Raw genomic sequence first — 13,212 nt, 5'->3', positions numbered from 1 at the left:
AAAATTAAAATTCCGCCTCACATTTAAAATGCATCGCCGTTCCAAACTCAGGGTGAGTAATACACAGCTCCTGCGCATGTAACTGCAAGCGGGATGCCATCGCTTTGGCCTCTGGATGGGCGTAGAAGCCATCACCAAGGATTGGGTGACCCATCGCCAGCATATGGACCCGTAATTGGTGTGAGCGCCCGGTGATGGGCGATAACTTCACTCGCGTGCTGCCATCAGTATCGCGTGACAGCACCAGATACTCAGTTTGTGCAGATTTACCGGTTTCATAACAGACTTTCTGCTTTGGCCGGTTTGGCCAGTCACAGATTAACGGCAGATCTATCAGCCCTTCATCTTCGGCCAGATGCCCCCAGACGCGGGCAATATAAGACTTTTTCGGTTCACGTTCGCGAAATTGGCGCTTCAGCTCGCGCTCAGCCGCTTTGGTCAGTGCCACGATAATTACGCCACTGGTGGCCATATCTAGCCGATGAACGGACTCTGCCGCCGGAAATTCAGCCTGAATACGAGTCATCACACTGTCTTTATTCTCCGGTGCGCGACCGGGCACAGAAAGTAGCCCACTAGGTTTGTTGACCACCATGATGTGCTCATCCTGAAACAGGATGTGCAGCCAGGGGTCGCGTGGGGGATTATAGGGTTCCATTGGTGCTCCATTTATACCCTGCATCTTTCAAGTCGTAGGTGTGTTGGCAGCTCTCATTAACCCGAATAACTTGACTGTATAAGCTCATCAGGATTAATGCGCCTCATCCTTGAGGCTAGCATAATGCTATTCAAATCGGTTCCCAACCGATTTGTCGCTCCTTGGTCGCCTGCCTGCATCTTGAGATCTATGGGGTATATTGCAGAAACAGATGATTACTCAGGGTTACTGATGTGTGACCACCACCAGGCGAATAGCATCTAAACGCCAGCCCGCTTGATTGAGGTTTTCCAGCACCATTTTACGGTTATGCTCCAGTGCTTCTATTTCGTCATCACGAATATTCGGGTTAACCGCTTTCAGGGCTTCCAAACGCGCCAGTTCGGTACTCAGCTTATCATCTGCTTCGTGCTTGGCCGATTCAATCAACAGTTGTGCCTGCTCTTCAACCAGTGCTTCTGCTTGTTGCAACATGGCGTGGACTTCTTGTTGCACTGCGTTGACCAGCTTACTGGAGGTGTGACGGTTTACCGCATTCAACTGACGGTTAAAGGTTTCAAATTCAACTTGTGCCGCCAGATTGGTGCCGTTTCGGTCCATCAGCATCCGCACTGGGGTGGGTGGTAAGAAACGGGTTAATTGCAAGTGTTTCGGCGCTTGAGCTTCTACCACATAAACCAATTCAGCCAACAGTGTTCCTACCGGTAATGCTTTGTTTTTCAATAAAGAAACTGCACAGCTTCCGGTATCGCCTGACAAGATCAAATCCAAACCATTACGGATAATCGGGTGCTCCCAACTCACAAACTGGGCATCTTCCCGCGATAATGCCTGTTCACGATCGAATGTCACAGTACAGCCGTCTTGCGGTAGCCCAGGGAAGTCCGGTACCAGCATATGATCAGAGGGGGTCAGTACGATCAGGTTATCACTGCGATCTTCTTGGTTAATCCCGACAATATCGAACAGGTTAAGTGCGAAACTAACCAAATTAACGTCATTATCTTGATCTGCAATGATCTGCGCCAGTTGTTGACCATGCTCGCCACCGTTGGAATGCATCTCCAGTAGCCGATCACGACCTTGTTCCAGTTGCAGTTTCAGCTCTTCGTGCTGTAGACGGCAGGCGTGAATAAATTCATCTAACCCTTCTTGTTCACTTGGCGTTGCCAGATAGCCGATCAGTTCTTGATAGCCGCTGTCATAAATGGTGCGCCCGGTCGGACAGGTGTGCTCAAAAGCATCCAAACCTTCATGATACCAACGCACCAATATCGCCTGTGCGGTATGTTCCAGATAAGGCACCATAATCTGGATTTCGCGGTTTTGACCGATACGGTCCAGACGGCCAATACGCTGTTCCAGCAGGTCCGGGTTAAACGGCAGGTCGAACATCACCAACTGGCAGGCAAACTGGAAATTACGGCCTTCTGAACCTATCTCAGAACACAGTAATACCTGAGCGCCATCTTCTTCAGAGGCAAAATAGGCCGCAGCACGGTCACGCTCTATCAGTGATAAACCTTCATGGAACACGGCGGCGCGAATAGCTTCACGTTCACGTAGCACTTGTTCAAGCTGTAAGGCAGTGGCTGCCTGGGCACAGATAACCAACACTTTCTCATTACGGTTAGCAATCAGATAGTTAAGTAACCACTCTACCCGTGGGTCAAAGTTCCACCAGGTGGCATTTTCGCCTTCAAACTCCTGATAGATTTGTTCCGGGTAAAGCATATCTTTGGCGCGCGCTTCCAACGTTTTTTTGGCACCCATGATGCCTGATACTTTAATCGCCGTCTGATATTGGGTTGGCAATGGCAGTTTGATTTGATGCAGGACGCGGTGCGGGAAGCCTTTCACCCCATTGCGGGTATTACGGAACAAGATACGGCTGGTACCATGTCTGTCCATCAGCATTGTTACCAACTCTTGGCGAGCGGCTTCGCTGTCTTCACTTTGGCTATTGGCCGCTTTCAGCAAGGGCTCAATATCCTGCTCATCAATGAGTTCGCCCAACAGATTCAGTTTATCGTCAGTTAAGCGCTCACCACCCAGCAGCAGCGTCACAGCATCTGCAATCGGACGATACTTCTGCTGTTCATTGACGAATTCTTCGTAATCGTGGAAGCGATCGGGATCCAGCAAACGCAGACGAGCAAAATGGCTCTGCTGGCCCAATTGCTCTGGTGTTGCGGTCAACAGCAGCACACCTGGGATATTCTCAGCCAATTGTTCAATGACTTGATATTCACGACTTGGGGCTTCTTCGCTCCAGGCCAGATGGTGCGCCTCATCCACCACCAACAGATCCCAAGACGCATCTGCCAGTTGTTCCAGCCGTTGCTTATTGCGGCGCACAAAATCCAGTGAACAGATAACCATCTGCTCGGTTTCAAACGGATTGGTGCTGTCAAGCAGGGCTTCGGAGTAGCGGCTGTCATCAAACAGTGAGAAGCGCAAATTGAAGCGGCGCAACATTTCCACCAACCACTGATGTTGCAGGCTTTCCGGCACTACAATCAGGATACGTTCAGCACGGCCTGACAACAGTTGTTGGTGAATGATCATCCCGGCTTCGATGGTTTTACCTAAACCCACTTCATCGGCCAGTAATACCCTTGGTGCATGGCGCTGACCCACTTCATAGGCGATATGTAATTGGTGTGGGATCAGGCTGGCACGGATACCGCGTAAGCCACTCCATGGCAGACGGAACTGCTCACTTTGATATTTACGAGCGCGAAAACGCAGGGCAAAGCGATCCATACGATCGATCTGACCGGCAAATAGCCGATCCTGCGGTTTGCTAAACGTCAGTTTGCTATCGAGCAACACTTCACGCATTGAGACGCCGGTTTCCTCAGTATCCAAACGGGTGCCGATATAAGTAATCAGCCCATTTTCATGAGTCACTTCTTCCACTTTTAGCTGCCAGCCTTCGTGGTTGGTGATGGTATCGCCCGGATTGAACATGACGCGGGTGATTGGCGAATCATTTCTAGCGTAAAGGCGGTTTTCACCGGTTGCGGGAAACAGTAAGGTAATCATGCGTACGTCGATGGCAACGACAGTACCCAATCCAAGTTCGCTTTCTGTGTCGCTGATCCAGCGTTGACCAAGTGTAAAAGGCATAAATTATCGGCTCGATTTTTTGTTGGACAGTTAAGGAAATGCTTTTTAAATTATCTGGTTATAAATAATTAGTGGCAGCCAAATATCATAAAACCACTGGCAATAGTCTACCCGCCGCACAGGCGATGCGGCCTGAGAGTCTGTCTGAAAATGTGGCATCTACAGGCAGCACCCAATAAGAAGGAGTATTACGGCTAGCGGTTATGTAAATGTGATTAATGCGAATTTTGGCAAGGGCGCTATGGTAATGGAAGCGGAGCGTTTCGTCACCTGTAAAATACCCGTCATACTTCAAGCTGCATGTGCGTTGGCGGCCGCAGTTTACCCCAGTCACTTACTGCTCTTGATCTTAAAATTAATAAGCTCTTGGGGACTCGCTCACTTGCTGCCTTCCTGCAACTCGAATTATCTAGGGTATAAGGTATCAGAATAGCCCCATCTGACCTGTTATTAACGTTGTGAAGTCATCGTGCATAAAAGGAAGTATAGCGTCTGCTACCGGTTGCAACTGTCGTGTCAGGTAGTGATCGTAGTCGATAGGGGATTGCCGAATCTCAAGGGGTTCGGGGCCAGCGGTGGTCATGACATAGCTTATCCAGCCCCCATTTTGATATTGCAGCGGGCGACCGAGTTTGCGGTTAAACTCATCCGCCAAGCGTGCCGCTCTAGCGTGTGGTGGCACATTACGCTGATAGTCATCCAGCCGTCGGCGTAGACGTTTGCGGTAAACTAGCTGTTCATCTAATTCGCCACTAAGGGTGCGTGCTACGTAGTCCCGCAGATAATCCTGATAGGGTTGCCGCTGAAAAATGCGCAGATACAATTCTCGCTGAAATTGCTGGGCCAGTGGTGTCCAATCAGTGCGCACGGTTTCCAGCCCTTTGTACACCATCTGATCACCCTCAGAGGTAGAAATCAACCCGGCATAGCGTTTTTTACTGCCTTGCTCGGCACCCCGGATGGTAGGCATCAGAAAACGCCGATAGTGAGTTTCAAATTCCAGTTCCAGGGCGCAGGGTAGATTAAAGGTTTGTTGTATATGATCTTTCCACCATAGATTGACCTGACGTACTAACTCTTTACCTATCTGTGATGCCTGCTCTTCACTGTGAGCCTTTTTCAGCCAGACGAAGGTTGAATCGGTATCACCATAAATCACCTGATAGCCCTGTGCTTCAATGAGTTCGCGGGTCTGGCGCATGATGTCATGGCCGCGCAAGGTGATCGATGAGGCCAGTCTGGGATCGAAAAAGCGGCAGCCGCTGGAACCCAATACGCCATAAAAGGCGTTCATAATGATCTTCAGTGCTTGTGATAACGGTTTGTTTTTCTGACGTTTAGCCGCTTCCCGGCCCTGCCAGATTTGGTTAACGATGACGGGCAAACAGTGTTTCTCGCGCGAGAACCAGGCACCGCGAAACCCCGGCACCGAGTGCTGTTCATCAGGCAGAGCCATACCTGCCACTAAACCGACCGGATCGATTAAAAAGGTGCGAATAATCGACGGATACAGGCTTTTATAGTCAAGTACCAATACCGAGTCATATAAGCCGGGTTGGGAGTCCATCACAAAACCACCGGGGCTGTGCTCTTCTGGTAACTCACCTAAATTGGGGGCGACGTAACCGATGCGGTGCATACGCGGCAGGTAAAGATGGGTAAACGCCGCCACGGAGCCACCGCTACGATCCGCTGCTAACCCCGTCACTGTGGCGCGTTCCAGCAGGAAGCTGAGCAGCTCGGTCTTGGCAAAAATCCGCGTCACCAGCTCGCAATCTTTCAGGTTATAGCGCGCCAGTGCCGGTTTGTCATGGGCGAAACGTTGATTGATTTCATCCATTCGTTGATAGGGGCTGTCGCTGGCTTTGCCTTCGCCCAGCAGGGTTTGCGAAACAGATTCCAGACTAAATGACGGGAAATTCCAGGTGGCGGATTTTAGCGCCTCGATGCCGTCGATAATCAGCCGACCGGCTGCCGAGGCAAAAAAGTGCCCCTGTTTAAAGCCGTGTTCACGCCATTCCAGCAGGTTGCCACCACGGCCAAAGCGCAGTGGGATCTGATAGCGGTCAGCGTGTTTTTGTAGAACACGTAAGTCAAACTGCACCAGATTCCAGCCAATAATGGCATCGGGATCATGCACTGCCAGCCACTGGTTTAGTTTTTCCAACAACTGCGGGCGGCTGGCGACGTATTCCAGATTGAAATCCAGCGCTGCACTTTCAGCCGTATCACCGTTAGGTGGCCCCAACATGTAAACCTGGCGCTGGCCGCATCCTTCCAGCCCAATACAGTACAGCTCGCCATGTTCACTGGTTTCGATATCCAGCGACAGCAGTTTCAGTGTTGGACGATAATCCTCGGCCGGTTTCATTTGGGTGTTAAGCAGCGGGCCATGGTTATTGTCATCACCGCTGAACCACACCGGCGCGGTAATAAATCGTTCCATCAGAAACCGTTCTGGTGGGCGAATATCGCCTTCATAGACATTCACACCACTTTCGCGCAGCAGTTTTTCCAAACGAATTAATTGACGATGTTGACTGCAATACAGGCCCAGCACTGGGCGTTGGTGGAAGTCAGTCAGTTCAAGTGGGCGCAACTGCCAGCGGCGTTCATCACGCAGCACGGTTTCAGCCCGTTGCCGTTGTTCGGCCGGGATAAATGCCACTGAGGGTTGCGGCGGCAGCCTGACCTGCTGTGGCCCTTCATCGGTGGCTAACCAGAATTCAACTTCGGTGCCTGCCTGCGTGTCGCGCCAGTGGCGAGTGAGCAGGAAGCCCTGACGGTGTTGCGCCACGGTGCTAACCTTTATAGGTAATGTACAGGCTATTTTATTTGTCATTTTGAACTTGGGCAGTGCTCGATATCCTCACGTACTACGTGTACGCTCCGGTTTCTCCGCGCTGTCTGCATCCAAACTGACTGCAACAATAACGCCTGAGAGTTTATGCTATCTTAGTATGGTTATTTATACAGTGCTTGTCTATTTTAATGATGATTTCCATTCGCTCCATGTATACCCAAAGTCATTGGAGTTGCAGGTAGGCAGCAAGTGGTCTAATCCCGATGAGTCTATTCATTTTAAGGTCAACGGCCAGTAAGTGATTTGGGTGAGTAAGCACCGCTAACAACCCTGCGGCTTCAAGGACGAAGGGGAAATTTGTTGATTGACTCATTTCACGACACACCGGACAATCCTCCGCCCTGAACCTTGGGTGTTACCAACGGACAACTTTATGGAAGCCTATTTATTACATTTATTGACGCAATCTCTGGCTTTCACGCTATTTATCGTCATGTTCGTCACTTTTCTCGAATCATTAGCGCTGGTGGGGATGTTACTTCCCGGCACGGTAATGATGACCAGTGTGGGGGCGTTGATTGGCAGTGGCGAAGTCGGTTTTTACTCGGCCTGGGCCGCTGCAACTGTCGGCTGCCTATTGGGGGATTGGATCTCGTATTTTATCGGTCGGCGCTTTAAAGAACCGCTGCACCGCTGGTCCTTCCTGAAAAAGCATAAGTCGATGCTGGATAAAACCGAACACGCATTGCATAACCACAGTATGGCAACCGTCCTACTTGGGCGTTTTATCGGCCCGGCACGGCCGATTGTCCCGATGGTTGCTGGCATGCTCAACCTGCCACCGGCAAAATTTGCCTTGCCCAACGTGATTGGTTGCCTGACCTGGCCACCGCTCTACTTCTTCCCAGGCATACTGGCAGGTGTTGCTATTGATATCCCACCGAGTGCCAATAGCTATATGTTTAAGTGGTTGCTATTTGTGGTGGTGATGCTGATTTGGTTGGCACTGTGGCTATCATGGCGCTGGTGGCGGTTTGGCAAGCGTAGCCCGGACCGCCTGAGCCAATGGTTGCCACTGGCTCGCCTGCGCTGGGTAACCGTGCTGGCTATGGTGGCGGCGATTGCTAGCTTTGCCTGGCTGCATATGCAGCCCATCATGCCGATTTATCGTCATTTGCTGTGGAAGGTCCTCGCTGGGTAATCCCCTTGGGTATACAAGTTATTATGGTCGGGTAGCAATACCCAGCACGCAGGCCTCCGCTGCACTGCCGTTAACCAGCGCCTGGGTTGGGCCGTCGTAGTAAATACGGCCATCGACAATGAGCAATGTCCGATCGGCGATGCGGGCGGCATCATCCAAATTGTGTGACACCATCAGTAATGTCAGTTGCCGGTGGGTACAGACGTGATCGACCAATTGCAGCATCTCATTGCGCAACGCAGGATCGAGCGCGGAAAATGGCTCATCCAGTAGCAGGATTGGCTGACTGCGCACTAAACAGCGTGCCAATGCTACCCGCTGACGTTGGCCGCCGGAAAGTTGTGCGGGTAGTCTCTCAAGGCAATCCTCCAGTCCAACCTGCTGGGCAATCTGGCGTAACAGTAACTTTTGCTCATGGCTGAGTTTCAACCCCGGATGTAAACCCAACCCGATATTCTGTGTGACGGTCAAATGTGAGAACAGGTTGTTCTCCTGAAACAGCATCGATACTGGCCGCTCGGCGGGGGCTGTTGCCGTATGATCCTGATTATTCAGTAGCATACGGCCACTGGCGGGGGCGAGAAAACCAGCAATCAGGCTTAACAGGGTACTTTTGCCAGCACCACTTGGGCCAAGAATCGCCACCCGCTCACCGGGCTGAATATGCAAATCGAAACGCATCGGTAAGTGGTCGTATAAATAGGTGATTTTCTCAAGCTTTAACATGGCGGCTCGGCAGTCGTTCAATAAGAGTAAACAGCAAGAAACAGAGTAACAACAGCAGTAGGGCGGTAACTGCGCCGTCGTTGCTGCGATAAGAACCTATCTGCTGGTAAAGGTAAAACGGCAGCGTGCGGAAATGTTCATTGCCAAACAGTGCCACCACACCAAAATCACCAATCGATAGCACACAGGCAAAGGCAAGTGCTTGAGCCAGCGGGCGTTTTAGTGCCCTTAACTCAATCAGGCGCACACGGTGCCAGCCACGAATATCCAGTGATAAACACAGCGGCGTGTAGCGTTCAGCCAGATCCCGCATTGGGTTATCCAACACTTTTAGTGCGTAGGGCACAGCCATCAGTGCGTTGGTGAGGATCACCAGCCCGTAAGGGGATTGTGGCAAGCCAAAGGTATCGTTGAGCAATAAAAAGAAGCCGGTCGCCAGGACAATGCCCGGCATCGCCAAAATCACCATACCACTGACTTCCAGTGCCTGCCCACAGGCCATCCGTTGGCGCAGTTTCAGTTCACGGCTGCTCCACAACAACATCATCGTGAGTGTCACGCACAGCAACCCCGCCCCGATAGCGATAGTCAATGAGGTAAAGAAGGCTTGCCATAGCGCAGTTTGTTGTAGCACCGCCAGCATAGTTTGATTACTGCCATCAATCACTACCGCTAGCAATGGCGGCACCATCAATAGCAAAGCAGTACCAATTAACAGGGTGTCGCTGATGCGAGACCAATAGCTATCCTGCTGACTACGCCAGATTTGACCGTGAGTATTACCTACCGCCAATACTGTGTTTAACCGCAGGCTTAGCACCACTAAACCCAGACAGCAACCCAGTTGGATTAGCGCTAATAAGGCCGCACGCCCCAGATCGTAGTCATAACTGAGTGCCTGATAGATGGCCAACTCGATAGTGGTGGCTTGCGGCCCGCCACCCAGTGACAGCACGGTGGCAAAACTGGCAAAACAGAGCATAAAAATCAGCGCCGCGGTTGGCAGAATTTGGCGGCGCAGATAGGGCCATTCAACCCAGCGCAAGTGCTGCCAGCCATTCATCCCCAGTTGTGCGGCTAACTGGCGTTGTTCAACGGCGATGCTTTCCAGTGACTGCAATAGCAAGCGAGTCGCCAGTGGCATATTGAAGAAGATATGCGCCAGCAAAATGCCCTGTAAACCATAAGGTGAGAAGCGGTAATCAACCCCCAGCCAGCTAAACAGGGTCGCCAGCCAACCCTGACGGCCATAAACCGTCAGAATACCAAACAGCGCCACTAACACCGGTAGCACCAGTGTCATAGCGCATAAACGCAACATCAGTTGTCGGCCGGGAAAGCGGCGGCGATACAGGGCTCGCGCTAAGAAAATGGCAGGGATGACTGACAGCAGAGCGGATAAGAATGCCTGCCAAAAGGTAAAGCGGATCACATGCCACAAATAGCGGTCATGCCAGATACTGTGCCAGTCTGCCGCAGGCGCGTGACGCCAGATAGCGGTGAACGCCAGTAAGGCGACACCGACTATCAGTAAGGCAGCCAGTAGCCCTGGCCACAACCATGGAGGGATCAGTGGCTGACGGCGGATTGCCATGCCTGAATCCATTTGCCGCGATTATCTGCCACATCTTTAGCATCAAATTGCAACGCTTTTTGCGGCACGGTAAGGGTTTCAAACCCAGCCGGTAAATCCATTTTAATCACCGGATACATCCAATTACCGGTGGGAATATGGTTCTGGAATGCTGGCGTCACAATAAATTCCATAAAGCGCTGTGCCAGTTGCGGCTGTTTGCTCGAGGCAACCAAGCCTGCGACTTCGACTTGCAGATAGTGGCCTTCGCTAAAATTAGCCGCTGCATAGTTGCTTTTCTTCTCTTCAATCAGATGATAAGCCGGAGAAGTGGTATAGCTCAGCACCAAATCCCCTTCACCTTTCAGGAACAAGCCATAAGCTTCGCTCCAACCCTTGGTAACGGTGACGGTTTTTTTCGCCAGTTGCTGCCACGCCTGTGGCGCTTTATTACCATACACTTTCTGCATCCACAGCATCAGACCAAGGCCCGGGGTACTGGTGCGCGGGTCTTGATAAATCACTTTCCACGGCTCTTTGCTATCAACTAATTCTTGCAAGCTCTTCGGCGGATTTTTCAGTTTATCTTTGTTATACACAAAGGCGAAATAGCCATAATCGTACGGGACGAAAGTCTTATTCTGCCACTTCTCCGGGAGAGTAAGGTTCGCGGTATCCACCTGACTTGGTGCGAATAATCCAGTTTGTTCTGCCGCCTGCACCAGATTATTATCCAATCCTAAAATCACGTCAGCCTGACTGTTTTTACCTTCCATCCGCAGGCGATTAAGTAATGAAACACCGTCTTCCAGCGCCACAAATTTAAGCTGGCAATCACACTCGGCTTCAAAGGCTTTTTTAATCGCAGGCCCTGGACCCCAGTCGGCGGCAAAGGAGTCATAGGTGTAAACCGTCAGTGTCGGTTTATCAGCGGCCACCGCAGCGGCAGATAGCAAAAACAAGCAGGGAATAATGCGTTTAAACACTTTGCACTCCTTAACAATAAAGGTGGCAAAGGTATCTGAGGCGGTAAATAACAGCGATATCATGATAATGCAGCGTTATTTTTCTCAAATCCCTCCGCCGGGGTTAGCCGGATCAGGTTCGACGGGTTTGCTCTCAGCGAAAAACTTGCTGCGGTTAGGTTGATCCGGTGTTGGGCAGTACTCGAAATCCTCACGTACTACTTGTACGCTCCGGTTTCTGCGTGCTGTCCGCCTCCGACTGAACCTACCTCGCGACGTTTTTGTTTCATTGTTAATGGAACGAACCAGCATGAATTCTGGACACGACCACAACAGTTTTTCCGCACCCCGTTGAGACGGTGCCATTGTAGAGACTAATCTGGGCGGATGAAAGCAGGTTAGCCCTCTGGTGGGGTAAACCAGGCCGATTTGAAATCAAACCAGCCGAGCGTGTTCATGCGCACCCCGCGCATACTGTGCTGCCCATATAATTCTAACCAATGATGGAACAGCGGGTGGAATTGATTCTGGCTAACCAACCGTTGGCTCCAATCCGCCATCGGCAGGGTATTATTTCGCCATAATTCAACATCCTGATGCAGTTTTTCATCCAAACAATGTTGTAGTAGCGGCAGTTCGTACAGGGTGGCAAACAGGGAGAACTCCAGTGGCAGATAGAAATTCGCGCTGCCAAGCCAGATATCACTCTGTGCATCGCCCTGATACCAACTGACATAATCCAGCACTTGTATCACCAGTGTGACGCCGTGTGCGGCCAACAATGTGGTTAATGTTTGGCTGATGGCGTCAAATTCGGAATGCTCGCTGTAAAATGTCAGCGTCAATTCGGTCAGCCCTGCGGGCTTTGGCTCAAGGGTGGTTAGCCGGTTGTGATGCCAGCGGGGCAGCATGCCGTAGGCCGGTGACCAGTAGCGTTGATAGAAAGGATCTGCATGGCTGAGCAGGGCGACCGGTGTTATCAACTCACACAACCAGCGGCGGATCTCTGGGTTACTGGTCTGAGGCGATCGCTGATCAAACAGTAAAAAATAGCAGCCTTCCTCCAGCCGACTTTCCAGCTCGTTTTTACTGGTATCGTCAGCCTGCAATTGCACACCGGAATAAACCAGCTCCTCAGACAACTCAGGTAGCACCCAGATATTGACCTCATCAATCAGTGCGCGGAAACCAAAATAGTTATCAAAAGCCTGTATCTTCAACTGATTATGGTGATTTCTAATCACCGAGTAGGGGCCGGTACCAATAGGATGGCGGCGGAAGTCGGGTTGATTCTCCCATTCTTGCGGCAAAATCATGGCGTGAACACTACCCAACAACCATGGCAACCAGTGATCCGGGCAACTTAGATGGATATCAATCACATAGGGCGTTGGTGAGCGCACGGCGGTGATATGAGAGAACAGGGGCTGCGGAATCAGCCGGGTCAGGCTGCTGATGACATCATCCATTTCCAGTTCACGCCCATGGTGAAAATGGATGGCAGGGCGCAAATAAAAACGCCAATGCAACGGGCTAATAGCTTGCCAGTGATGGGATAAATCCGGTTCCAGTTCCCCATTTTCCTCATTTATGCGTGTCAGGCCATTAAAAATCTGCCGCACCATATGCGTTTCGGAGCGGCGCAACGCGGTACCGGGCAGCAGGTTTTGTAGCGGGCGATAATAGAGTACCCGCAGGATGTGTTTTCCTTGGCGGAAACTGCGTCCCAACTGGGATAGCAGCATTTGGCGCACTGCTTTTTTATCCCCTACCAACTGCACTAACTGATCGATATGGTCCTGTTCCAGCAGCTCTTCGGCCCGCTGTTGTTGCAGTGCCAACCCGGAGTAGAGGAAGGCCAGTTGTGAGCGTTTACCGCGACCCGCTTCAGCCTGCCAGCTTAGCCAACCCTCTTGTTGCATGCTACCCAGCAAGGATCGTACATGGCGGCGTGAACAACTGAGCACGTCTGCCAGCTCCTGCAAGGTGGTTTCCGTCGGCTGGCCATTAAAACGTTGCCAGAGGCGAATAAACTGCTGTTGTAGACGTGAGGCAGACATAAAAGAGGAACTCCACGGCAAATTTCATCAATTTTTCTTTCCCTATATTACGCAGATACTGATTGCCAATGAAAGCGGGTTATCGTGGCAATGC

At 51.2% G+C, this 13,212-nt stretch carries 8 protein-coding genes; 1 reads left to right on the top strand and 7 read right to left on the bottom strand.

What is annotated here, in order from left to right:
• Positions 1 to 4 precede the first annotated feature (4 nt).
• The 3 genes from rluA to V1955_RS18660 all read right to left on the bottom strand — a co-directional run bounded on the left by rluA (position 5) and on the right by V1955_RS18660 (position 6,587).
• Complete coding sequence (rluA, locus tag V1955_RS18670; protein ID WP_420073042.1) at positions 5 to 658, bottom strand: bifunctional tRNA pseudouridine(32) synthase/23S rRNA pseudouridine(746) synthase RluA; 654 nt, start codon at positions 656 to 658, stop codon at positions 5 to 7.
• Between the two features lie 225 nt (positions 659 to 883).
• Positions 884 to 3,790 carry an RNA polymerase-associated protein RapA gene (rapA, locus tag V1955_RS18665; RefSeq protein ID WP_372557986.1) on the bottom strand — a complete coding sequence of 969 codons (2,907 nt, stop codon included), beginning with the start codon at positions 3,788 to 3,790 and terminating at the stop codon, positions 884 to 886.
• A gap of 424 nt (positions 3,791 to 4,214) precedes the next feature.
• Positions 4,215 to 6,587 carry a DNA polymerase II gene (locus V1955_RS18660; RefSeq protein ID WP_442821265.1) on the bottom strand — a complete coding sequence of 791 codons (2,373 nt, stop codon included), beginning with the start codon at positions 6,585 to 6,587 and terminating at the stop codon, positions 4,215 to 4,217.
• Between the two features lie 439 nt (positions 6,588 to 7,026).
• Between V1955_RS18660 and V1955_RS18655 the strand changes: the two genes are divergently transcribed.
• Positions 7,027 to 7,794, top strand: a complete 768-nt coding sequence (locus tag V1955_RS18655; RefSeq protein WP_083160572.1) for a DedA family protein — start codon at positions 7,027 to 7,029, stop codon at positions 7,792 to 7,794.
• A gap of 21 nt (positions 7,795 to 7,815) precedes the next feature.
• Here the strand turns inward: V1955_RS18655 and thiQ are convergent, their stop codons facing one another.
• The 4 genes from thiQ to sgrR all read right to left on the bottom strand — a co-directional run bounded on the left by thiQ (position 7,816) and on the right by sgrR (position 13,118).
• Entirely contained in the window at positions 7,816 to 8,520 is a 705-nt protein-coding gene (gene thiQ, locus V1955_RS18650; protein WP_442821264.1) for a thiamine ABC transporter ATP-binding protein ThiQ, read from the bottom strand.
• Complete coding sequence (gene thiP / locus V1955_RS18645) at positions 8,507 to 10,114, bottom strand: thiamine/thiamine pyrophosphate ABC transporter permease ThiP (RefSeq protein WP_372568664.1); 1,608 nt, start codon at positions 10,112 to 10,114, stop codon at positions 8,507 to 8,509. The genes thiQ and thiP overlap by 14 nt, the downstream gene beginning before the upstream one ends.
• Positions 10,090 to 11,079 carry a thiamine ABC transporter substrate binding subunit gene (gene thiB, locus V1955_RS18640; protein ID WP_442821263.1) on the bottom strand — a complete coding sequence of 330 codons (990 nt, stop codon included), beginning with the start codon at positions 11,077 to 11,079 and terminating at the stop codon, positions 10,090 to 10,092. Before thiB ends, thiP begins: the two co-directional genes overlap by 25 nt.
• 377 nt (positions 11,080 to 11,456) lie before the next feature.
• A complete protein-coding gene (gene sgrR, locus V1955_RS18635; RefSeq protein WP_083160566.1) occupies positions 11,457 to 13,118 on the bottom strand; it encodes an HTH-type transcriptional regulator SgrR in 1,662 nt (553 codons plus the stop codon).
• Positions 13,119 to 13,212 lie beyond the last annotated feature (94 nt).

The sequence above is a fragment of the Yersinia sp. 2545 StPb PI genome, from assembly GCF_052217125.1.
Classification (GTDB): Bacteria; Pseudomonadota; Gammaproteobacteria; order Enterobacterales; family Enterobacteriaceae; genus Yersinia; species Yersinia enterocolitica_E.
Note: the sequence above shows the minus strand (reverse complement) of the source record. Positions and strands in the feature narration are given on the sequence as shown.